General features: G+C 70.2%; 19 protein-coding genes. 14 read left to right on the forward strand and 5 right to left on the reverse strand.

The window, feature by feature from the left end; genetic code table 11:
* Nucleotides 1-81: 81 nt before the first annotated feature.
* Nucleotides 82-1,383, reverse strand: coding sequence for a glutamyl-tRNA reductase (locus CQ034_RS11920; protein ID WP_105711292.1), 1,302 nt, complete (start codon nt 1,381-1,383; stop codon nt 82-84).
* 87 nt (nt 1,384-1,470) lie between these two features.
* On the opposite strand from CQ034_RS11920, the gene hemE reads away from it, so the two are divergent.
* From hemE to CQ034_RS11975, 11 genes are all read left to right on the forward strand, one after another.
* Nucleotides 1,471-2,493 carry a uroporphyrinogen decarboxylase gene (gene hemE / locus CQ034_RS11925; RefSeq protein ID WP_105711216.1) on the forward strand — a complete coding sequence of 341 codons (1,023 nt, stop codon included), beginning with the start codon at nt 1,471-1,473 and terminating at the stop codon, nt 2,491-2,493.
* Nucleotides 2,494-2,530: 37 nt separating this feature from the next.
* Complete coding sequence (locus CQ034_RS11930) at nt 2,531-4,099, forward strand: NAD(P)/FAD-dependent oxidoreductase (RefSeq protein ID WP_105711217.1); 1,569 nt, start codon at nt 2,531-2,533, stop codon at nt 4,097-4,099.
* A 150-nt stretch (nt 4,100-4,249) separates the two neighbouring features.
* Nucleotides 4,250-4,717, forward strand: a complete 468-nt coding sequence (locus CQ034_RS11935) for a hypothetical protein (RefSeq protein WP_105711218.1) — start codon at nt 4,250-4,252, stop codon at nt 4,715-4,717.
* 1 nt (nt 4,718) lies between these two features.
* Nucleotides 4,719-5,126 (forward strand): phage holin family protein, encoded by a 408-nt coding sequence (locus CQ034_RS11940; RefSeq protein ID WP_029261236.1) that lies wholly within the window; start codon nt 4,719-4,721, stop codon nt 5,124-5,126.
* Nucleotides 5,113-5,385 (forward strand): hypothetical protein, encoded by a 273-nt coding sequence (locus CQ034_RS11945; RefSeq protein ID WP_029261235.1) that lies wholly within the window; start codon nt 5,113-5,115, stop codon nt 5,383-5,385. Before CQ034_RS11940 ends, CQ034_RS11945 begins: the two co-directional genes overlap by 14 nt.
* A gap of 80 nt (nt 5,386-5,465) precedes the next feature.
* The gene (hemQ, locus tag CQ034_RS11950; RefSeq protein ID WP_029261234.1) at nt 5,466-6,146 is read left to right on the forward strand and encodes a hydrogen peroxide-dependent heme synthase; all 681 of its coding nucleotides are present in this window, start codon (nt 5,466-5,468) and stop codon (nt 6,144-6,146) included.
* 5 nt (nt 6,147-6,151) lie between these two features.
* Nucleotides 6,152-7,141 (forward strand): hydroxymethylbilane synthase, encoded by a 990-nt coding sequence (hemC, locus tag CQ034_RS11955; RefSeq protein WP_105711219.1) that lies wholly within the window; start codon nt 6,152-6,154, stop codon nt 7,139-7,141.
* 6 nt (nt 7,142-7,147) lie between these two features.
* Complete coding sequence (locus tag CQ034_RS11960; protein WP_029261232.1) at nt 7,148-7,945, forward strand: uroporphyrinogen-III synthase; 798 nt, start codon at nt 7,148-7,150, stop codon at nt 7,943-7,945.
* Nucleotides 7,942-8,919: a porphobilinogen synthase gene (gene hemB / locus CQ034_RS11965; RefSeq protein WP_105711220.1), complete on the forward strand. Its 978-nt coding sequence runs from the start codon at nt 7,942-7,944 to the stop codon at nt 8,917-8,919. The genes CQ034_RS11960 and hemB overlap by 4 nt, the downstream gene beginning before the upstream one ends.
* Before the next feature lie 18 nt (nt 8,920-8,937).
* A complete protein-coding gene (locus tag CQ034_RS11970) occupies nt 8,938-10,260 on the forward strand; it encodes a glutamate-1-semialdehyde 2,1-aminomutase (protein WP_105711221.1) in 1,323 nt (440 codons plus the stop codon).
* Nucleotides 10,261-10,381: 121 nt separating this feature from the next.
* Nucleotides 10,382-10,831 (forward strand): hypothetical protein, encoded by a 450-nt coding sequence (locus CQ034_RS11975; RefSeq protein WP_029261229.1) that lies wholly within the window; start codon nt 10,382-10,384, stop codon nt 10,829-10,831.
* 101 nt (nt 10,832-10,932) lie between these two features.
* Here the strand turns inward: CQ034_RS11975 and CQ034_RS19590 are convergent, their stop codons facing one another.
* A complete protein-coding gene (locus tag CQ034_RS19590) occupies nt 10,933-13,029 on the reverse strand; it encodes an ATP-binding cassette domain-containing protein (RefSeq protein ID WP_181156302.1) in 2,097 nt (698 codons plus the stop codon).
* Nucleotides 13,030-13,138: 109 nt separating this feature from the next.
* Here CQ034_RS19590 and CQ034_RS11985 point away from each other — a divergent pair, with 109 nt between their 5' ends.
* Nucleotides 13,139-14,200 (forward strand): enoyl-CoA hydratase/isomerase family protein, encoded by a 1,062-nt coding sequence (locus CQ034_RS11985; RefSeq protein ID WP_105711222.1) that lies wholly within the window; start codon nt 13,139-13,141, stop codon nt 14,198-14,200.
* 22 nt (nt 14,201-14,222) lie between these two features.
* On the opposite strand, the gene CQ034_RS11990 is transcribed toward CQ034_RS11985, so the two are convergent.
* Complete coding sequence (locus CQ034_RS11990; protein WP_105711223.1) at nt 14,223-14,621, reverse strand: GntR family transcriptional regulator; 399 nt, start codon at nt 14,619-14,621, stop codon at nt 14,223-14,225.
* Nucleotides 14,618-15,667: a hypothetical protein gene (locus tag CQ034_RS11995; RefSeq protein WP_105711224.1), complete on the reverse strand. Its 1,050-nt coding sequence runs from the start codon at nt 15,665-15,667 to the stop codon at nt 14,618-14,620. The genes CQ034_RS11990 and CQ034_RS11995 overlap by 4 nt, the downstream gene beginning before the upstream one ends.
* Nucleotides 15,668-15,934: 267 nt before the next feature.
* Here CQ034_RS11995 and CQ034_RS12000 point away from each other — a divergent pair, with 267 nt between their 5' ends.
* A complete protein-coding gene (locus tag CQ034_RS12000; protein ID WP_029261224.1) occupies nt 15,935-17,662 on the forward strand; it encodes an ABC transporter ATP-binding protein in 1,728 nt (575 codons plus the stop codon).
* Entirely contained in the window at nt 17,659-19,923 is a 2,265-nt protein-coding gene (locus CQ034_RS12005) for an ABC transporter ATP-binding protein (protein WP_105711225.1), read from the forward strand. Before CQ034_RS12000 ends, CQ034_RS12005 begins: the two co-directional genes overlap by 4 nt.
* 244 nt (nt 19,924-20,167) lie before the next feature.
* Here the strand turns inward: CQ034_RS12005 and CQ034_RS12010 are convergent, their stop codons facing one another.
* The gene (locus tag CQ034_RS12010) at nt 20,168-22,033 is read right to left on the reverse strand and encodes a D-alanyl-D-alanine carboxypeptidase family protein (protein WP_181156303.1); all 1,866 of its coding nucleotides are present in this window, start codon (nt 22,031-22,033) and stop codon (nt 20,168-20,170) included.
* Nucleotides 22,034-22,049: the final 16 nt, after the last annotated feature.

Raw genomic sequence — 22,049 nt, forward strand, 5'->3', positions numbered from 1 at the left:
GGCTGATCGCGCGTGCTTCGGCCGTATGGGCGCGAAACGGCCGAGGGAAGTGCAGAAGGCCGAAGGGAGCGCGAGCGCGGGTCAGGCGGTGGCTGCGTTGTCCGCGGCAGACGCGTCGGCCTCGGGCGCGATGCCGTACAGGGCGGCGAGCGCCGCGGTGAACTCGTCGGCGCGGCCGGCGGCGGCGAGCTCGTGAGCGCGCACGGTCGGCGTGTGCAGGAGTACGCCCGAGAGGTGACGCAGAGCCTGTTCCACCTTGCCGTCCTCATCGCCGCGGGCACGGGCACGGTCGATCTCGCGCTCGAGCAGCTCGAAGATGTGCGAGCGGAGTGCCACGACCGACGGGGTCACGCTCTGGCGGGAACCCACCACATGGAAGGTCTCCGCGGCCTCACGGACGACGCTGCGTGCGGCATCCGTCGCCTGCAGCTCTTCGAGCGGCGCGTGCAGGCGGATGGTCTCGAGGTCGAGCAGGGCGACACCCTCGAGGGCGGCGACGGCGGGGTCGACGTTGCGCGGCATGCCGAGGTCGACCACGAGCCGACTGTGGGCGCCGACCGGGCAGCCCGCGGCGACGGCGGCGACCGGGAGCTGCAGGTGCTCCGGGCCGAGAACGGGCTCCGTCGCCGTGGTGCAGGTGATCAGCAGGCTCGAGTGCGCGGCGGTGCGGGCGTACTCGTCGGCGGCGACCGGACGGATGCCGTGCTTCGCGGCGAACACCGCAGCGCGGCCGGAGGGGGAGTACACCGAGATGTCGACGGCGCCGCGCTCGCGGAGCGTGGCGAGGGTGACCGCCGCGTAGGCGCCGGTGCCGACCAGCAGCACCCGCTCGGCGGACCAATCCGCGATGCGGCTGTCGGCCAGCTCGAGAGCGAGGCGCACGAGCGAGCGGCCGGCGCGGCCGAGGGCGGTGACGTTCTTGACCTTGCGCTGCGCCTGGCTGGCGCGCTGGAAGAGGCGCTCGAGCTCGGGCGAGGTGGTGCCGTCCTTGCGGGCGGACTTCAGAGCGCGGCGCACCTGACCGGCGATCTCACCCTCGCCGGAGACGACGGATTCGAGACCGGAGGCGACTGAGAAGAGGTGCTCGGCGACGCGGCGGCCCGAGTGCACGGTGTAGGCGCCGTCGAGTTCGGTGGCGGGGATGCCGGTGGCGGATTCGACCGCCTCGATGACCGCTTCGACCCCGATGGCGCCGGCCGCGGTGAGCGGTTCGTCCATTTCCACGTACGCCTCGAACCGGTTGCACGTCGCGAGGACCACGGCACCCTGCACGCACGGCGTCATACCCACGATGGTGGGAGCGACGTCGTCGGGGGTGCGGCTCAGGCGTTCGAGCAATTCGAAGGAGGCGGTCTTGTGACTCGCCGTCACACACAGCAGCACAGATCGATTGTACCGGAGAGCGTGGCGACCGAGATTCGACCGGGCGAACTCGGCGGCCGCATAAGGGCGGAATGGGAGGATGGGGGCATGGCCCTCTCCGATGCTCCGCTCCTGCGCGCCCTCGCAGGCTCCCGCCCCGCCCACGCTCCGGTGTGGTTCATGCGGCAGGCCGGCAGGTCGCTCCCGGAGTACCGCGACCTGCGGGTCGGGACGCGGATGCTCGATGCCTGTCTCACCCCCGACCTCGCCGCCGAGATCACGCTGCAGCCGGTACGCCGCCACGGGGTGGATGCGGCCGTCTTCTTCAGTGACATCGTCATCCCGCTGCGCCTCGCCGGGGTCGACGTCGAGATCGAGCCGGGGCGTGGGCCGGTGTTCGCGAACCCGGTGCGCACCGCATCCGACGTCGATCGCATCACGGCCATCGATCCCGACGGCCTCGACGGCACGGCGATCGCGGAGGCCGTGCGCCTCGTCACGGCCGAACTCGGCGACACCCCGCTGATCGGCTTCGCGGGTGCCCCCTTCACTCTCGCGGCCTACCTCGTCGAGGGCGGCCCCTCCAAGGAGCACCTGCGTGCACGGGCGATGATGCACTCCGACCCCGACTCGTGGAACCGTCTCGCCGGCTGGCTCGCGAAGGTCTCGCGCCGCTTCCTCGAGACCCAGCGCGATGCCGGGGCATCCGTCGTGCAGCTCTTCGACAGCTGGGCCGGCTCGCTGAGCACCGCGGACTACCGCGCCTTCGTCGCCCCGCACTCCCGCGCGGCACTCGAGGGCATCGGCCTGCCGACCATCCACTTCGGTGTCGGCACGGGTCCGTTCCTCGCCGACATGCGCCTCGACGGCATCGCCGACGGTGTCGGCGTCGACTGGCGTCAGCCGCTGGATGAGGCCGCCGCGATCCTCGGCCCGGATGTCACGGTGCAGGGCAACATCGACCCCGCCCTGCTCTCCGCCCCCTGGCCCGTGCTGGAGGCACACGTGCGCGATGTGATCGCGCGCGGCCGCGCGGCCCGGGCACACATCCTCAACCTCGGCCACGGCGTCCCGCCCGAGACCGACCCCGACCAGCTCACCCGCATCGTCGAGCTCGCGCACACCGTCTGACGATCAGGCCGAGACGGCCGATGGGAGAATTGACCGCATGACCTCAGAGCCGTCTTCCGCCGAGCCGTCCGACCTCGCCGCCCGCGCGGCGGAGAAGCACGTCGTCGTCATCGGCGGCGGCATCGGCGGACTCGTCGCCGCGCGCGAGTGCGCCAAGGTCGGCATGCAGGTGACGCTGCTCGAAGCCGCAGACGAACTGGGTGGCGCGATCCGCCGGATCGAGCTCGACGGAGTCGTCGTGGACGCCGGCGCCGAGAGCTACGCGACCAGGGGCGGCCTGGTGCGGGCACTGGTCGAGGAGCTGGGGCTGGCCGACCGTATCGTCGCCCCTCGGCCGGGCGGTGCATGGCTCGCCGGCATCCCGGGCGTGGGTGCGGCGCCGCTGCCTGTCGGCGGCATCCTCGGCATCCCCGCGAACCCCTTCCAGGACGACGTCCGTCGCATCCTCGGGTGGTCCGGAGTCTGGCGCGCCTACCTCGACCGAGTGCGTCCGCCGCTCACGATCGGCCACCAGCTGAGCCTGGGCAAGCTGGTCTCCTCGCGGATGGGATCGAAGGTGCGGGACCGCCTCGTCGCTCCCGTGACCACCGGCGTCTACTCCGCATCTCCCGACGACGTCGACATCGACATCGCGGCTCCCGGCCTCAATGCCGCGCTCACCCGCGTCGGGTCGCTGTCCGGTGCGGTGCAATCTCTTCGGGACGATGCGGCAACGAAGGCCGGCGTCGCCACGGCGGCGAAGACCCCCGGCGCCGCGGTCGAGGGGCTGTCCGGCGGGATGAGCGGGCTCGTCGATGCGCTGGCAGCCGACCTGATCCGTCTCGGCGCCGAGGTGAGCACCGGAGTGCGGGTGCGCGGCATCCGGAAGACGGCGAAGGGGTGGGACGTCGAGACCGAGGCCGTGCCGATGGTCGCCCCGGCGGCCGCAGAAGAGGCTGATGCAGTGGTCGCCGAACTGCACGCGGCCGAGGCGGTCGAGTCCGAGCCCGTGATCGAGCAGATCGCCGCCGACGCGGTCATCGTCGCCACGCCTGAGGCCGCCGCCCGCGCGCTCCTCTCCGCTGCGGTGCCGGCGCTGAAGAAGGCCGAGGCCGCCGCGTCGCCCGAGATCGAGATCGTCACGCTCCTGCTCGACGCCCCCGTGCTGGATGCCGCGCCGCGCGGCACCGGCGTGCTCACGGTGCCCGACAGCCACACGGCCAAGGCGCTCACGCACTCGACCGCGAAGTGGGCCTGGGTGCGGGAAGCCGCAGGTCGGCGACACCTCGTCCGGGTGTCGTTCGGAGCGCAGGGGGAGCCCGCAGCGACGGCGGCGCTGAGCGACGAGGCCGCCGCCGATCTCGCGCGGACCGAAGCCGCCACGATGCTCGGGGTCACGCTCGCCCCCGAAGCCGTGATCGCCGCCCACCGCGGTCGGTTCGTGCAGTCGCAGCCGGCGTCGATCATCGGTTCCGGTGAGCGTCGCGCCGCCGCACGTGCCGCGGTGCAGGCCGTCCCCGGTATCGCGGCGGTGGGAGCCTGGCTCGCCGGCACCGGCCTCGCACAGGTGATCCCGGATGCGCGCGACGAAGCCGACCGCCTGCGCCGCGCCCTGTTGTGGGAGTGAGTGCACGCTCTGTGTCAACCCTCTGACCCATAGATGCCGAAATCGGCATACGGGGCTACGCTGGGAGCCTGGTCGCGGGGAGCGGAAGCCTGCGGGCCATCCAAGCCGGGCGAAGCAGGCCGGACAACCGGAACTAGGTGAGGAGACCCCATGAAGGGGAAGATCGGACTCGTCGTCGGACTCGGCGTGGGCTACGTCCTCGGCACCCGTGCCGGACGTGAGCGCTATGAGCAGATCAAGACGCAGTGGCTGAAGGTGTGGGAACTCGATCCCGTGCAGGAGCAGGTCTCCAAGGTCAAGGGCTTCGTCGGTGACAAGGCTGCGGCCGTGCCGGGCGCTCTCTGGACCGGCGTCGTCAAGGTGGCCAAGTCGGTGACGGGCAACGGCACACCCGGACAGCGGCTCGACTCCGCCATCGCCACCGGCCGCGAGGCGGCGGAAGACCTGGCCGAGGCCACCGAGGAGGCCGTCGAGGCGGCGAAGGCGACCGCCAAGACGAGCAAGCCCGCGTCGAAGCCGGCCGCGTCGAAGTCCACTGCCTCCAAGTCCACGGCCTCCAAGTCCACGGCCTCCAAGTCCACGGCCTCGAAGTCCGCACCCAAGAAGACCGGCGCCTGACATGCCCCGCGGATACCGAGATCGTGCCGACGACAGTCTGCTGACCCTCCTCGGGGATCTTCCGGAACTCGTCACGAATCTGGTCAAGGCCGAGATCGACGCCGCCAAGGCGTGGGTCTCGCGCACCTCGAAGGATGCCGGCATCGGTTCCGTGTGGTTCGTCGTCGCGCTGTTCTTCCTGTTCTGGGCCGTGCCGGTGATCCTCGTGTTCGCGATCGCGGGGCTGTCGTCCTGGTGGCCGGTGTGGCTGTCGGCGATCGTCGTGTTCGGCATCCTGATCCTCGCCGTGCTGCTATTCGCGCTGCTGGGCATCCTGAAGTTCCGCAAGGTTCTCCGCCGTCAGAACCCGGCGCAGGCCGTGGCCGAAGACATCCGACTCGTGAAGGAGGCCGGCGATGACGAATTCTGAGTCCCTGCCGCGCACCGTCGTCCCCGCAGGCATCGTCGACCCGGTGACCTCCGCTCGAGCCGAGCTGAAGGCGGCGCTTGCCGCCATCGAGGTGAAGGGGAACATCCCCCGCCGTGTCGAGAAGGCATCGACCCGCGCTGCGGCGAAGGCCCGGGTCTTCGCCGACCGCAATCCGCTCGGCGCGATCGCCGCGACCGTCGGCATCGCAGCCGTCGTGGGGGGCGCGGTCTGGGCTATCGCGCGCGCCATTTCACGCTGACGACCGCATTCCAGGATGCCGCTGATTCCCCCGGTCGGGGGGATTAGCGGCTCCTGCGCAAACGAGGCAGACTGGGGAGCATGATGTCCGAAGAGCGCGATGAGAACCCGTCCGGCTTCACCCTCTGGGCCGTCTGGCGACGAAACCCCGACGTTCCCGTGACGGAGACCGAGTCGACCGAGCTCGAGACGATCGTCTCCTACGTCGAGGACTCCGGCGTGACCGTCCGCGGCTTCTACGACGTCTCCGGCCTCAAGGCCGACGCTGATCTCATGGTCTGGCTGCACGGCGAGACCGCCGAGGAGCTGCAGAAGGCGCTGCGTCGCCTGCGCCGCACCGAACTGCTCCGCCCGCTCCTCCCGGTGTGGAACGTCATGGGCGTGCACCGCGACGCCGAGTTCAACCGCGCCCACGTGCCCGGCTTCCTCCGCGGGGTCGAGCCGAAGGACTGGCTGTGCCTCTACCCGTTCGTGCGCACGCCGGAGTGGTACCTGGCCCCCGAGGAGGAGCGTCGCAAGATGCTCGCCGACCACGGCCGCAAGGGCGCTGCGTTCACCGGCGTGCTCGCCAACACGGTCGCCTCGTTCGCGCTCGGCGACTACGAGTGGCTGCTGCCCCTCGAGGCCGACGAGCTCACCGACCTCGTCGACCTGATGCGCGACCTCCGCTACACCGACGCCCGCCTGTACGTGAAGGAGGAGGTGCCCTTCTACACGGGGCGCAGACTCCGGTTCGACGAGATCGCGGACGTTCTGCAGTAAGCGCCATGAGCACCCCCATCCGTCTGGGCACCCGTCGCAGCGCGCTCGCGCAGGCGCAGTCCGGTCATGTCGCCACGGCCCTCGAGAAGCTCTCGGGGCGCCGGGTCGAGCTCGTCCCCATCACCAGCGAGGGTGACACCAATCGCGCCTCGCTCTCCGAGATCGGCGGCCAGGGCATCTTCGCCACGCGACTTCGCGAGGCCCTGCTCGCCGGGGAGTGCGACTTCCTGGTGCACTCCCTGAAGGATCTGCCGACGGTCATCCCCGACGGCCTCGTGATCGCGGCGACCCCGAAGCGGGAGGATCCGCGTGACGTGGTGCTCACCCGTGACGGCATCCCGCTGCACGAGCTGCGCTCCGGGAGTACGGTCGGCACCGGCTCGCCGCGCCGCATCGCCCAGGTGCGCAGGCGGGCGCCGGGCGCCGAAGTCGTCGACATCCGCGGCAACGTCGACTCCCGGCTGGCGCGGGTCTCCACCGGGGAGCTCGACGCGGTGATCCTCGCCGCGGCAGGGCTTTCGAGGCTCGGGGCGGAGTCTCCGCTGCGTCGCGAGGAGCTCGGTCTCGCCGAGTGGCCGACCGCGCCGGGCCAGGGTTCTCTCGCCGTCGAAACACGGGAGGACGCGCCGGAGGAGCTACGCGCGGCGCTCGCTGGTCTCGACGACCTCGACACCCGACTCGCCATCACGGTGGAGCGCGCGATCCTCGAAGGACTCGACGCGGGATGCCAGGCGCCGATGGCCGCTCACGCCGTGGTCGACGGGTCCTCGATCCGTGTCAGGACCGTCGTCTACGCCGTCGACGGCGGGCGCCGGATCGGCCTCGACGTCACCGAAGACCTGAACGGGGAGTATATTCGTCGGAACGGCAGTGGCAATGGAGCGGATGCTGCCGATGGTGCAGACCCGGTGCACGCAGCGCGCGAGCTCGGGTTCACTGTTGCCCGTCGGCTGCTCGATCAAGGGGCGGCCGGCCTCGTACCCCGAGAGCAATAAACCCTCATGACCACTTCCGAAATCAAGCAGGACCGACCGCTGGACGGCTGGCGCATTCTTGTGCCGCGTGGCGGGCCGTGGGGCGACAGCGTCGCCGCGAGCCTGCGCGCACTGGGCGCGGTGCCCGTCGTCGCGCCGCTCATCAACTTCGCGCCGACCACCGATCAGGCGACGCTCGACACCGCGCTGGCGCAGCTGGCCGCGGGCGAGTTCGACTGGCTGACCGTCACGAGCGCCACGACCGTCGATGTGCTCTTCGCGCATCGAGCCGTCATCCCTCGGTCGACGAAGATCGCTGCCGTGGGCGAGACCACCGCGGCCGCCCTGCAGGCGGTCGGCTACGAGGTCACGCTGGTGCCCGAGCAGGACAACTCGGCCGAGGGCATGGCGCAGCAGCTCATCGCTCTCGAACAGGAGCCGCGCCGCATCCTCGCTCTCCGCAGCGAGATCGCGAAGCCCGTGCTCAGCCTGCTCCTCTCCGAGGCGGGTCACGACGTGCACGGCGTGGTCGCCTACCGCACGGTGGGCGTCCCGGTGACCGAGCGCATCCGCCGCGACGTCGAGAACGGCCGGATCAACGCGATCCTCATCACGAGCGGCTCCGTCGCCGAGCAGGTGCGCGAGCAGTTCCCGGAGATCCCCGACGAGACGCTGCTCGCCGCCATCGGTCCACGGACCGCGAACGATGCGCAGCGTGCGGGCCTCCCGGTGTCGGTGGTCGCCGACCGGCAGACCATCGATGCGCTGATCGATGCGGTCTCGCACTTCACGCTTCCGCACGCGGCCGACGAGTTCGCGCCGTGAGCCACCCCGATGTCCGACTGAGGCGCCTGCGTCAGTCGCGGGCCGTGCGTGATCTCGTGCGCGAGACCTCGCTGCAGCCCCGACAGCTCGTCCTGCCGCTCTTCGTCCGCGAAGGCATCGCGGAGCCGGTGCAGATCGGTTCGATGCCCGGGGTCGCCCAGCACTCGATCGACTCGCTGCGTGCTGCCGCCGTCGAGGCGGCGGAGGCCGGCGTCGGCGGCGTGATGCTGTTCGGTGTGCCGTCGGTTCGCGACGCTCGCGGGTCCGGAGCAGACGATCCGCGCGGCATCCTGAACGTCGCGACCGAAGCGCTGGCCGCCGAGGTCGGCGACGCGCTCGTCGTGCAGACCGACCTGTGCCTCGATGAGTTCACCGATCACGGCCACTGCGGCGTGCTCGCGGCCGACGGCTCCGTGGACAACGACGCGACGCTCGAGCGCTACGCCTCGATGGCTCTGGCCCAGGCCCGTGCCGGATCCCAGCTGCTCGGACTGTCGGGGATGATGGACGGCCAGGTCGCGGTGATCCGCGCGGCGCTCGACGCCGAGGGCTTCACCGACACGCTCCTCCTCGCCTACGCCGCCAAGTATGCGAGCGCCTTCTACGGCCCCTTCCGCGAGGCCGTGGATTCTCAGCTCCAGGGTGACCGTCGCACGTACCAGCTCGATCCGGGCAACCGGCGCGAGGGCGTCCGCGAGGCCGTCGTCGACGAGGCCGAGGGCGCCGACATCGTCATGGTGAAGCCGGCGATGGCCTTCCTCGACGTGCTGCGCGAGGTGCGCGACACCGTGAGCATCCCGGTCTGGGCGTACCAGGTGTCCGGCGAGTACGCGATGATCGAGGCCGCCGGCGCGAACGGCTGGATCGACCGCCGGGCCGCCGTGCTCGAATCCCTGCTCTCCATCCGCCGCGCGGGTGCCGATGCCGTGCTGACCTACTGGGCGACCGAGGCCGCCGGCTGGCTGCGCGACTGATACCTCCGAGGATCTCTCATGACCGACCGCAATGACGACCTGTTCTCCGCTGCCCGCGCGGTGATCCCGGGTGGGGTCAACTCACCCGTGCGTGCCTACGGCTCGGTGGGAGGCACGCCGCGATTCCTCGCTTCGGCGAAGGGCGCCACCGTGACGGATGCCGCGGGGCGCGAGTACGTCGACCTCGTCGCCTCCTGGGGCCCCGCTCTCCTCGGCCACGCGCACCCGGAGATCGTCGCTGCGGTGCAGGAAGCCGCGGCTCGAGGACTCTCGTTCGGCGCCCCGACCGAGGGTGAGGTCGAGCTCGCCGCGCTCATCGCCGACCGGGTCCGCTTCGGGGAGACCCGTCCGATCGAACGTGTGCGTCTGGTGTCCACCGGCACCGAGGCGACCATGACGGCGATCCGCCTCGCGCGCGGCGCGACCGGTCGCGACCTGCTCGTGAAGTTCGCCGGGCACTACCACGGTCACTCCGACGGGCTTCTCGCGGAGGCGGGTTCCGGTGTCGCGACGCTGGCGCTCCCCGGTTCGGCCGGTGTTCCTGCGCCGATCGCCGCGCAGACCCTGGTGATCGGTTACAACGACCCCGAGGCGCTGGCCGCGGTGTTCGCCGAGCACGGCCCGCGCATCGCCGCGGTGATCGTCGAGGCGTCGGCCGCGAACATGGGAGTCGTCGCCCCCCTGCCCGGCTTCAACCGTCTGATCGCGGAGACCGCGCACGCACATGGTGCCCTCATGATCCTCGACGAGGTGCTCACGGGCTTCCGCGTGCACCCGGCGGGGTTCTGGGGTCTGCAGGCGGCGGCGGGCGAGGACTATCTGCCCGACATCTTCACCTTCGGCAAGGTCGTCGGTGGAGGCATGCCCCTGGCCGCGCTCGGCGGTCGCGCCGAGGTCATGGACCTGCTCGCACCTCTCGGCCCGGTCTACCAGGCGGGAACCCTGTCGGGGAACCCGCTGTCGGTCGCTGCGGGCCTGGCGACCTTGCGACTCGCGACCCCAGAGGTGTACGCCACGGTGGACGCGGCATCCGCCCGGGTGTCGGCCGCCCTCGATGCCGCCCTCACGTCGGCCGGCGTCACGCATGCCGTGGCCCGAGCCGGCAACCTGTTCAGCGCGTCGTTCCGTGCGTCCGAGCCGCGGAACTACGCCGTGGCGCAGGCGCAGGAGTCGTTCCGCTACGCCCCGTTCTTCCACTCCCTGCGGGAGCAGGGCGTCGCTCTACCGCCGAGTGTCTTCGAGGCCTGGTTCCTCACGGCCGCGCACGGCGAGCGGGAGCTCCAGCTCATCGAAGGGGCACTCCCGGTTGCCGCCGATGCCGCGGCTGCTGCGCGCCCCTGACCCGATTTCGGCGAACCGGCCGCGAGAAACCGCGACGGATGGTGGCAATCGACAAGGGATCGTTGCGTTCCTGTGAGCAACTTCCAGACAACTGGCAGGGCCGCGCTGGCAGACTGAGTGCATGGTGACGTTGCTGCTGGACCAGACGCAACTCGAAGTCGTGCTCTCGCCGCTCGAACGGGCCGCCACCTTCCACCGTGAGAACGTCCGCATCGCGCGCGACACCATCACCAAGGTCCAGCTCACGGATGACGCGTGGACGTGGCTGCGGGGCGTCCCGAACCCCGGCACGCACATCCCCGGCATCCTCGCCGCCGGCAGTTGGAAGGCGGCCGGCAGCCTGGACTTCGTGCTGATCCGCAAGCGTCGCCCGAGCGTCGTGATCGACCTCGAGGGCGACGCGCAGTACCGCCGCCTGATCCTGACCACGCGGCACGGGCTCGCGCTCACTCAGGCGTTGCGCCTCGATGTGTCCGCGGAGCCGGCAGACGTCGAGGAGATCGTCGCGACCTCGCCCACCGCCGTCCCGAAGGGCAGCCGTCGGCCGGTCATCCGTCCCCGACCTGCCTGACGACGGCGTCGACGGCTGCGGTCGCCCCTGACCGAACAGAGGAACGCCCTCCGCGACCATGTGGTCGGGAGGGCGTTCTCGGTTCTCATCGGCGACGAGAGTCAGCCGTGGTGGTTCTCGCCACCTTCGTGCTCATCTCCGTCATGATGCTCGTCGCTGCCGGACTGGGCGTCGGCGTCGGACTCGCCATCTGCGGAGGCGGCCTCCTCGGCGGGAGTCTCCTCCGGGGCGGACTCGTCGTCGGTCGCCTCATCGGACGCGGCCAGCGGCACCGTGTCGATGACGCCGGTGGATGCGATGCTCCAGTGCGCGCTCTCGGTCGAGGCGTCGTCCGCCGATTCCGGGCTGAGGGGGTAGTCCTTCGGCTCGTCCTCGTAATAGGCGCGAGCGGCTGCGGCCAGCATCGAGCTGACGGCAGCGGAGCGCGGATCCTCGTCGGCGTCCGAGCCATCCGAGTCGTCGTGGTCCGAGTCGTCGCGGTCCGCGGTGTCGTCTTCTGCGCCGTCGTGGTCGGCATCGGAAGCGTCAGCGAGATCGGAGAAGATCTCGACACCCGTGTGCTCGACCTCGGACGCATCCTCGTCCAGCGGCGTGCCCTCGTCGTCTGACGGGCTGTCGCCGGTGCTCACGTCGTCGGTGGCTTCGGGTGCACCCGCCGCGCCGTCGGCGGTGGCTTCGACGTCGGCAGGCTGCTGCTCGGAAGCGTCATCAGCGGTGTGCTCGTCGTCGGATGTGTCGAAGATCTCGGCGACGCTGTGACGTGCCTCGTCGGTGGACGTGGGTGCGTCGGCCGCGACCGGAGCCGCCGCCCCGAACAGGATCTCGTCGAAGGACCGTGCCGTGGGCGCGGTGGTCTCGGATTCGGATTCGGATTCGGATTCGGATTCGTCGCCGGTCGCCTCGTCGCCGGTTGCCTCGTCCGCGGTGGCCTCGTCCGCACTCGCTCCGTCGGTGTCGTCGGCGGCCTCGACGGGCGCGGCGTTCTCCGCGTCGTCGGCGGGAGCCTCTTCGGCGGGAACTTCTTCGGCGGACTCGTCGGTGAGAGGCTCGTCGCCCGCCTCTTCCTCGGAGTCGTCGTCGGCGCGGGCGGTGCCCACTGCCGCGAGATCGTCTGCCACGGCCTCATCGGCGGGAGCGGCGGCGACCTCGGCCGCCCATGCTGCCGCTGCGGCGACGGGGATCGCGACCACGGACTCGTTCGGCGCGAGGGTGGCGTCGGCGGCCAGAGCCTCGGCGGCCACGGGCGGCGCGATCGGTGCCGGTGCCGGTGCCGGTACCTGGGCCGGGTAGGCGGGCGGCGCGTGCCTACCGCCGCGCATCAGGTCGATGAAGACGTCTTCCAGCGTCGGTCCGCGCTGCACGAGCGTGCTCAGCGCGATGCCTGCGTCGGCGGCCACTGCGCCGACCGTGCCGGCGTCGCCGCCGCGGACGGTCAGGCCCGAGCGCAGCACCTCGATGTCGAATCCGGCTGCGGAGAGCGCAGCGCTGAGCGCATCGCGGTCGGCGGCGTCGACGATGACGGAGCCGCCCTTCGGGTCGGCCAGCGTCTCGATGCCACTGGCCAGGACCAGCTCGCCCTTCGACAGCACGAGCACGTTGTCGGCGACCTGCTCCACCTCGCTGAGGACGTGCGACGATACGAGCACCGTGCGCCCTTCGTCCGCGAGGCGGCGCATCAGCAGCCGCATCCAGCGGATCCCCTCGGGGTCGAGCCCGTTGGCCGGCTCGTCGAAGACCAGGGCGCCCGGGTCGCCGAGAAGCGCGTGCGCGACGCTGAGCCGCTGGCGCATGCCGAGCGAGAAACCGCCGATCCGCGAGTCGCCCTCGCCGTCGAGCCCGACCAGCGAGAGGACCTCACCCACGCGCGCCAGCGGCACACCGTTCGCCTTCGCGGCGATCGTCAGCTGTCGCTCGGCGGTGCGGCGCGGGCGGTAGGCGGTCTCTTCCAGCACGGCACCGATCGTGCGCAGCGGCTGGCGGAGTTCGCCGTAGGCCGTGCCGCCGATCGTCGCGGTTCCGGAGGTGGCGCGCACCTGACCGAGCAGGATGCGCAGCGTGGTGGTCTTGCCGGCTCCGTTGGGGCCGAGGAAGGCGGTGACGGCACCCGGCTCGACGCGCGCGGAGAAGTCCGAGACGGCGGTCACCTCATTGAAGCGCTTCGTCACGTGCGTGAACTCCAGCACCTGTCCTTCGGGCATCGTGACCTCTCGTCGCGTGGAACAGTTCCTCCCTATCCTGCCGGAAAAGCCTGTCGGATCCCGCATTTCGCGCGGAATACCGCCCTTCGGGAAAGGTAGCCTGGCACGCGTGACCGATTCTCAGGCTGCCTCCCGTGTCCTCGTCCGCACCGAAGGGGCGCTCGGGCGGCTCACCCTCAACCGTCCGGAGGCGATCAACGCCCTCGACGTGGAGATGATCGGGATCCTCACCGAGACCCTCACCGCATGGCGCGACGACACCGATGTGCAGATCGTGCTGATCGACGGCGCGGGGGAGCGCGGCATGTGCGCCGGCGGCGACGTGCGCGCGCTGCACGCGCAGATCGTGGCAGGGCAGGCCGAGCGGACCGCGGAGTTCTTCCGCGCCGAGTACGCCCTGAACGCGATGATCGCCGAGTACCCGAAGCCGGTCGTCGCCTTCGCGGACGGCATCACCATGGGCGGCGGCATCGGGCTCGCCGGCCACGCCGCCATCCGCATCGTCACCGAGCGATCGAAGCTCGCGATGCCCGAGACCCGTATCGGCTTCACGCCCGATGTGGGCGGCACCTGGCTGCTCGGGCGGGCGCCGGGGCGTTTCGGCGAGTACTTCGGGCTCACCGGATCGACGATGAACGGTGCGGATGCCGTGTACCTCGGCTTCGCCGACCACTTCGTGCCGTCGGAGCGGCTGGAGGCCCTGAGCGAGGCGCTCGCCTTCCGCGCGGACCCGACCGGGCCCAGCGAGATCGTGCTGCTCTTCGACGAGACGCCCGAGCCCACGCAGCTTCCGGCATCGCGGGAGTGGATCGACGAGGCCTTCTCCGCGCCGACCGTGACCGAGATCGTCGATCGACTGCGCGCGCAGGAGCACACGGATGCCGCCGCCACGGCCGAACTGCTGGAGGGGCTCGCGCCGACCGGGCTCACCGTGACCCTCGACGCTGTGCGCGAGGCGAGGGAGATGCCGGGTCTGCGCGCGGCGCTCGAGGGTGAGTACCGACGGGTGCTGTGGTTCGTGAACGAGCATCCTGACCTCGTCGAGGGCATCAGGGCACAGCTGGTCGACAAGGACCGCAACCCGAAGTGGGATCCGCCGACACTGGCGGAGCTCGCCCCGGATGCCGGTGCCCCCGCACGGGACTACGTGCCGCAGCTCGCCCTGTTCTGAGGTCGCGTCGCGGGATCCGGCCTTACGCGCCCTCGCCGGCCGCGGACGGATCCGGGGTGCGCGTCTGCCAGATCGTCCGGAGCACGTCGACCACGTCATCCGGATCGGCATCGACGGATGCGGCCTCCTCGACCAGTTCGCGGATGCGCCGGATCACGGATGCCGGAAGCACACCCGCGGTCTCCGCCACCCGTGTGCCCGCTGCGGTGCGCGAGATCACGAGCCCCTCGCTCTCGAGCATCTTGTATGCGCGTGCGGCCGTGCCGGGAGCCACACCCAGATCGCTCGCGGTCTGGCGCACCGTCGGCAGCCGTTCGCCGGCGCCGAGCTGTCCCGACACGATCAGGCCGCGCAGCTGTCGGTAGATGTCGCGAGCTGGATTCGCCTCATCGGCCGGCGACAGCTTCGGGCTCGGGCTCACTGTGCGGCCCTCGATTCGGCGGCCTGCTCGGCGGGGGCGGCGGGACCTGTGCCGTGCGCCAGCTGTGCGGTCACGAGGAACAGGAGCACGAACGCGGTGATCTCGAGCGCCGGAGCCACCCAACCGCCGATGGCGGCGAGCTCGCCGTATCGCCAGAACACGTCGTAGGAGTCGCTGCCGCTGTCGCCCTGGATCGTGAGCCCGGCGACCGATCCCGCCTCGGCGATGAACCGGAGCGCCCCCGCCAGAGCGAGCAGGGCCGCGGACGCCGCGAGCCGGGCGATCCCGCTCGCGATGTCGCGGCGCTCCTGCTGCTCGGCGACGACCGTCTCGGGACGGAGGAACGCGCGGGCCGCGTTCGCGTGCAGTGCCGCGACGACGACTCCCACGAGGGCGGCGGTGCAGATCAGGACGGGGATGCCGTAGGCCCATCCGTAGAACCAGGGGCGGATCGGGTCGATGGTTTCGTTGGGGACGTCGATCTCGAGGTAGACGTACGGACCGCCGTTGAGGTTCGACGATGCGAGTCCGGCGAGCAGCGTGGTCGTCGCGAGGGCGAGAAGGGCGAGGGCGGTGCCCACCGACCCCACGCGGGAGCTGAAGGTCAGCCAGGTCCGGCGCGCGGAGACGACGGGTCGCTCCGGAGGGGTGCTGCCGTGCATGACGATCATCGCCAGCAGGATGGCCACGCCGACGGATGCCGTGAAGACGGGTGTCGCGTATCGCCACCAGCCGACGACGCCGTTGAGGCTCACGCCGAACATCCCCAGGACGTACCGCGTGATCAGGTTCTCGGCGATGAAGATCACGATCACGACGATCGCCGCGATGCCGAGGGCGCGGTGCTCCGGCGTATAGCGGGCGGACACCGCGGTGGATGCCGAAGGCGTGAGCCGGACGCGACCGCGTCGTCGCGCAGCCCCTCGGGGCGAGACGGCGATCCCCACCGCGATGATCGCCGCGAGGATCAGGGAGACCAGCGGCAACGACAGGAGGCCGCCGAGCAGCTGGATCGGGTCGAGCAGGGATGCGATGTGCGGAAGCATGGGAGGTCCGTTCTCGGTTGTGTCATATGTCTATCACAAGTTGTATCAACAGGAAAACACAAGAAGCGCTGCGGTCGGGCTCGTCACTTGTTCGCCCGCGTGCAGAAACGGATGATCCCCGGGTGGAGGGGTTCGCTGTCAGCGAAGGTCAGCCTCGAGGGGGATACGAATGTCCACGGTTCGTGGCACTCTGTCTTGTGGCCGGTTGTCGGTCGGCATCCGTCTGCCGAGAAACCCGCCGTTTCATCCTTCCTAGAAAGTTCGCCTGTGCTGGGAAAAATCCTCTTCCGCTATCTCTCTCGATACCGGTGGCTGCTGCTCGGCGTGCTGGTGTTCCAGCTCGCCAGCGCCGCGGCGACCCTCTACCTCCCGCGCCTGAACGCCGACATCATCGACAAGGGTGTCGCCCAGGGTGACACCGCCTACATCTGGGGCACGGGTCTGTTCATGCTCGCGGTGTCGCTGGGGCAGATCATCGCCTCGGTCACGGCGACCTTCTTCGCCGCGCGCGCCGCGATGGGCGCCGGCCGCGACATCCGCGCCGACGTCTTCGGCAAGGTCAGCGGCTTCTCCGAGCGCGAAGTGTCGCAGTTCGGCGCCGGCTCGCTCATCACGCGAAACACCAACGATGTGCAGCAGGTGCAGATGCTCGCGATGATGGGCGCCACCATGCTCGTCACCGCCCCGCTGCTCGCGATCGGCGGCATCTTCTTCGCCATCCAGACCAACGTCGGCCTCAGCTGGCTGATCGCCGTCTCGGTGCCCGCGCTGCTGATCCTGGCCGCGCTCGTGATCGGGCGCATGGTGCCGCTGTTCCGCAGCTACCAGGGCAAGCTCGACAACGTCAACCGCATCATGCGCGAGCAACTCACCGGTGTGCGCGTCGTGCGCGCCTTCGTGCGCGAACGCATCGAGGAAGAGCGCTTCCGCGGAGCCAACACCGACATCATGGTCGTCGGCCGCAAGGTCGGCTCCCTGTTCGTGCTGCTGTTCCCGCTGTTCATGCTCATCCTCAACGTGACCGTCGTCTCGGTCATCTGGTTCGGCGGCATCGAGGTCAACAACGGCACGGTGCAGGTCGGCACGCTGTTCGCCTTCATGCAGTACATCGGCCAGATCATGGGCGGCGTCATCATGGCGAGCTTCATGGCGATGATGATCCCGCGTGCGGCGGTCTCCGCCGAGCGCATCGGCGAGGTGCTCGACTCCGAGTCCACCCTCGTCCGTCCCGAGAACGGCGTCACCGAGTTCCCGGTGCCCGGAGCAGTGGCGCTCGACGACGTCGAGTTCACCTACCCCGGTGCCGACTCCCCGGTGCTCCGCGGCATCAGCTTCGCGGCCGAGCCGGGTGAGACGGTCGCGATCGTCGGATCCACCGGTTCCGGCAAGACGACGCTCATCTCGCTCATCCCGCGGCTCTTCGACGTCTCGGGCGGATCCGTGCACGTCGGCGGCACGGATGTGCGCGAGGCCGACGTCGAGTCGCTGTGGGACAGCATCGGCCTCGTACCGCAGCGTCCGTTCCTCTTCACCGGCACCGTCGCGTCGAACCTGCGCTACGGCCGCGAGGAGGCGACCGACGAGGAGCTCTGGCACGCGCTCGACATCGCGCAGGGACGTGACTTCGTCGAGGAGATGCCCGACGGGCTCGACTCGCGCATCGCCCAGGGCGGCACGAACGTCTCCGGCGGTCAGCGTCAGCGTCTCGCGATCGCGCGTGCGATCGTGCACCAGCCGAAGATCCTCGTGTTCGACGACTCGTTCTCGGCGCTCGACCTCACCACGGATGCCCGGCTGCGCCAGGCGCTGTGGCGGGAACTCCCGCACGTGACGAAGATCGTGGTCGCGCAGCGCGTCTCCACGATCACGGACGCCGACCGCATCGTCGTCCTCGACGGCGGCACCATGGTCGGCGTCGGCACGCATGAGCAGCTGCTCGAGACGAACGACACCTACCGAGAGATCGTCGAGTCGCAGCTGGGGGTGGACGCATGAGCGAACTGAACGAAGAACAGGGCAAGGCCAAGCGCGGCCGCGGCCGCGGCAAGGCGACGACGGCCGTGGCCGAGGTCGAGCTGTCGGCCGAAGAGCAGTACGAGGCCGAGCTCGCCGAGCAGGCTCGTCAGAACTCCGGCGACTGGGACAGCGTCGCGCCGGGCAAGGCCGACAACTTCGGTCCGAGCTTCGCGCGCATGATCGGGCTGCTGAAGCCCTCCGCGATCTGGTTCGTCTTCGTGTCGATCCTCGGCGCCATCGGCGTCGTGCTCACGGTCGCGGCGCCCAAGGTGCTCGCCGAGGCGACGAACCTCGTCTACAAGGGATTCATCTCCATCCAGCTCGGGCAGCCGAACGGCGACTTCCCCGGTTTCCCCGCGGGCACACCGCAGGACGTCGTGATCGATGCGCTGCGTGGTTCCGGTCAGGACGACTTCGCGAACCAGGTCGGGGCGCTGGGCGACTTCACGGTCGGCCAGGGCGTCGACTTCGAGGCGCTGCGTCTGGTGATCGCCGCGGTGCTCGCGATCTACGTGGCTGCGGCATTCCTCACCTGGATCCAGGGTTACGTCATCAACGTGATCATGGTGCGCACCATGTGGCGCCTGCGCGAGTCCGTCGAGGCGAAGATCAACCGTCTGCCGCTGGCGTACTTCGACAAGGTGCAGCGCGGTGAACTGATCTCGCGCGTCACGAACGACATCGACAACATCACGCAGACGATGCAGCAGTCGCTCTCCGGTGCACTCACCTCGGTGCTCACCGTGATCGGCGTGCTCGTCATGATGTTCTCGATCTCGTGGCAGCTCGCGCTCGTCGCACTCATCACACTGCCTCTCATGGGCGTGATCTTCGGCATCATCGGACCGCGTTCGCAGAAGGCCTTCGGCACGCAGTGGCGCAAGGTCGGGCGACTGAACGCCCGCGTCGAAGAAGCGTTCTCCGGCCACGCGCTGGTGAAGGTCTTCGGACGCGAGAAGGACGCTCTGGACAAGTTCCAGGTCGAGAACGAAGAGCTGTTCCAGGCGAGCTTCAAGGCGCAGTTCCTCTCCGGCATCATCATGCCGGCGATGATGTTCGTCGGAAACCTCAGCTATGTGGGCATCGCGGTGCTCGGCGGTCTGATGGTCGCGAACGGACAGCTGCGACTCGGCGACGTGCAGGCGTTCATCCAGTACTCGCAGCAGTTCACGCAGCCGCTGTCCGAGCTGGGTGGCATGGCTGCGGTGGTCCAGTCGGGCACGGCATCCGCCGAGCGGGTGTTCGAGCTGCTCGACGCCGACGAGCAGGAGGCGGACGACGCCGATGCTCCCGAGCTCGTGGAGGGCAAGGGTGTCATCGAGTTCGAGAACGTCGCGTTCTCGTACACGCCCGAGCGCCCGCTCATCCGGGACCTGTCGTTCCGGGTGGAGCCGGGGCAGACGGTCGCGATCGTCGGCCCGACGGGCGCCGGCAAGACGACGTTGGTCAACCTGATCATGCGCTTCTACGAGCTCAGCGGCGGGCGCATCATGCTCGACGGCCAGGACATCGCCGAGGCGACCCGCGACGAACTGCGCTCACGCACCGGCATGGTGCTGCAGGACCCGTGGCTGTTCGCCGGCAGCATCCGCGAGAACATCCGATACGGTCGCTCCACGGCGACCGACGAAGAGGTTCTCGCCGCCGCCAAGGCGACCTACGTCGACCGCTTCGTGCACGCCCTCCCCGAGGGCTACGACACGGTGCTCGACGAGGATGCCGCGAACGTCTCGGCGGGCGAGCGCCAGCTCATCACGATCGCCAGGGCATTCGTCGCGCAGCCGTCGATCCTCATCCTCGATGAGGCCACGTCGGCGGTCGACACCCGCACCGAGCTGCTGTTGCAGCACGCGATGGCCGCGCTCCGCGAAGGACGCACGTCGTTCGTGATCGCGCACCGTCTGTCGACCATCCGCGACGCCGACCTCATCCTCGTGATGGAGCACGGCGACATCGTGGAGAAGGGCACGCACGACGAGCTCATCGCCGCGCAGGGCGCCTACTGGCGGCTGTACCAGTCGCAGTTCGAGCAGGCGGCGACCGACATCGACGCCGAAGACGCCCTCACCGGATCGACGCCCGTCGTCGTCACCGGAGAGGCCGGCGACGACGAGAGCGCGAAGGAAGAAGCCGCTGCCGTGGCCGGAGCCTCGGTCGGGGCCCAGGCGCCCGCGGCCGAGGTCGCCGCCGCGCAGGCTCTCCTCGAGGACGGGGCCGACGGCTCCGCCCCTCGCGGCTGATCCGCGTCCGGCGCAGCGACGCACGCAGAACAGCGCCCCATCCCGCACTCGCGGGGTGGGGCGCTGTTCTGCGTGCGCTGTTCTGCTCGACCGGCATCCTGCCGCGCAGAGCGACATGCTCAGCAGGTGAGGAGCCAAAAAACGCCGCCTCCGAAGGGCTGGAGGCGGCGTTCTTTGACTCCTCGGAGTGAGAGAGTCAGGCGGCGGTGGTTCGGCGACGATCGGCGCGATCTCGGCGCGAGAGTCAGCGCGGGTCGGTGGTGATGCCCAGGAGCTCGAGCGGGTGGGTCAGACGCCACCAGGGGCTCGGTCCCTCGACATCTTCGGCCAGGACCAGGGGAACCGTGACACTGTCGAGCGGGCCGGCAGCGGTCATCGTTCCCACCGTGTCGTCTTCATCGCGCTCGTCCGCGAGGTCGAAGGTCGGCGTCGCCGTCGCAAGGGCGCCGTTCCACAGCACCACATCGGCGTCGGAGTCGGTGACGACCTCGACATCCTCGCCCCACAGGGTCGTGACGCGTCCGACGACCGTGCCCGCGGCGACCGCCGGGCCCTGCGCCTGCAGTGCAGCTTCGGTCTCGGCGAAGAGCGAGCGGGTCAGGGCGAGCCGCTCATCGTCGCCCGCCTGGTTCAGCGCGGCGGCGTACAACTTCACCGTCGTGTCGCCGACCGTCACATCCTTCGCCGTGAGCAGGTTCCATCCGACCAGCGTGCCGGTCTTGATGCCGACGACACCCGGATCGGCGAGCATCCCGTTCGTGTTGACGACCGTGCCCGCGCCGGGGAGGTCCACCGACTTCGTGCCCACGATCTCCGCGAACACCGGATTCTGCATCGCCAGCTCGCCCAGTGCGATGAGCGAGTCGGGCGTCGAGACGTTGCGTTCGTCGAAGCCCGACGGGGTCACGACCGTGATGCCGGTGAGGTTGCGCTCCCTCAGCCAGGTCTCCGCGGCGGACGCGAACTCCCGGTCGGAGCCCCAGATCTCGGACGCGAGCCGGTCGATGTAGTTGTTCGCCGACCCCAGGAGCGTGCCCTGCAGCATCTGGTATTCGGTCAGCACACCGTCGACGGGCACATCCAGCGCGGACTGATCACTGCGCCGGTAGTCCCAGTACTCCACGCTGTCGCGGTAGCTGAACCGGAACTCGGGGCCCTGCTCGCCGAGCGCCAGCGGCATCCGGTCGAGCACCATCAGGCTGCTCACGACCTTGGTGATGCTCGCGATGCTCACGGCACCGGGATTCGAGACCACCGTGCTCAGCCCGCCGATGCCGACAGCCGCGCTGCCCTCGCCGGGCCAGGTGATCGCAGCCGCGGCGGCGGGAGTGGTCTCGAATTCGACGGACTGCACCGTCGGAGGGACTTCATGCAGTGGCCACAGCATCGTCGTACCGGCGTAGGCGGCGACGATCGCGACGAGCGTCGCCAACGGCACCAGGACCCCCGGACGGGCGATCGCCGGTCGCAGGTGGGCCCCGCGCATCAGCCCGCCTGACTGCTCGGCCTCGGCCGGCTCGTCGAGAGTGGCGAGAGGCGGGTGCGCGGCGACCGTCGCGGCATCGACCCAGGTGAGGGCCGTCGCCCCGGTCGTGTCATCCGCCCACTGCGGTGCGCTCGCGTCGAGGAGAGCATTCGCGTCGTCCGCCGGCTCTTCACCGGCTGTCCGCTCGGCCGGGACGAACGGCGGTTTGGTCAGCGGGGGTGTCGGCGGCGTCGCATCCACGGGCTCGACAGGCTCGACAGGCTCGACGGGCTCGATGGGCTCGATGGGCTCTACGAGGCCGGCGGCCTCGACGGGCTCCGCTGCGGGTTCGGAGAGCAGCTCGGGTTCGTGATCGACGCCGCCGCCCGTGGAGCCCGGTGTCGTGAACAGCGCGCCGATCGCCGCGGAGTCGACCGGGATGGCCGCTGACACGGCGGCATCCGGGGGTCGCACATCGCCCGCGAACAGCCGGTCGGCGGCGAACGCGGAGGTGTCGGCGGAGTCTGCGGGGGCAGCATCCACCGCGACCGGCAGGTCGTCGACCGGTCCGGAGGGGACGGCGTCCGGCGAGCCGTCGCCATCGACGACGCCCGTCGCCTCGTCGGCGGGATCTGAAGCGGTCACTCGTTTACGGTACCCA

Source organism: Microbacterium sp. MYb45 (genome assembly GCF_002979655.1).
Taxonomy (GTDB): Bacteria; Actinomycetota; Actinomycetes; order Actinomycetales; family Microbacteriaceae; genus Microbacterium.

Excerpts from the sequence above, each read along its gene's own strand:
- hemE (WP_105711216.1), top strand. The coding sequence starts at position 1,471 with ATGGCCCTCTCCGATGCTCCGCTCCTGCGCGCCCTCGCAGGCTCCCGC.
- CQ034_RS11930 (WP_105711217.1), top strand. The coding sequence starts at position 2,531 with ATGACCTCAGAGCCGTCTTCCGCCGAGCCGTCCGACCTCGCCGCCCGC.
- CQ034_RS11935 (WP_105711218.1), top strand. The coding sequence starts at position 4,250 with ATGAAGGGGAAGATCGGACTCGTCGTCGGACTCGGCGTGGGCTACGTC.
- CQ034_RS11940 (WP_029261236.1), top strand. The coding sequence starts at position 4,719 with ATGCCCCGCGGATACCGAGATCGTGCCGACGACAGTCTGCTGACCCTC.
- CQ034_RS11945 (WP_029261235.1), top strand. The coding sequence starts at position 5,113 with ATGACGAATTCTGAGTCCCTGCCGCGCACCGTCGTCCCCGCAGGCATC.
- hemQ (WP_029261234.1), top strand. The coding sequence starts at position 5,466 with ATGATGTCCGAAGAGCGCGATGAGAACCCGTCCGGCTTCACCCTCTGG.
- hemC (WP_105711219.1), top strand. The coding sequence starts at position 6,152 with ATGAGCACCCCCATCCGTCTGGGCACCCGTCGCAGCGCGCTCGCGCAG.
- CQ034_RS11960 (WP_029261232.1), top strand. The coding sequence starts at position 7,148 with ATGACCACTTCCGAAATCAAGCAGGACCGACCGCTGGACGGCTGGCGC.
- CQ034_RS11970 (WP_105711221.1), top strand. The coding sequence starts at position 8,938 with ATGACCGACCGCAATGACGACCTGTTCTCCGCTGCCCGCGCGGTGATC.
- CQ034_RS11975 (WP_029261229.1), top strand. The coding sequence starts at position 10,382 with ATGGTGACGTTGCTGCTGGACCAGACGCAACTCGAAGTCGTGCTCTCG.
- CQ034_RS19590 (WP_181156302.1), bottom strand. The coding sequence starts at position 13,029 with ATGCCCGAAGGACAGGTGCTGGAGTTCACGCACGTGACGAAGCGCTTC.
- CQ034_RS11995 (WP_105711224.1), bottom strand. The coding sequence starts at position 15,667 with ATGCTTCCGCACATCGCATCCCTGCTCGACCCGATCCAGCTGCTCGGC.
- CQ034_RS12005 (WP_105711225.1), top strand. The coding sequence starts at position 17,659 with ATGAGCGAACTGAACGAAGAACAGGGCAAGGCCAAGCGCGGCCGCGGC.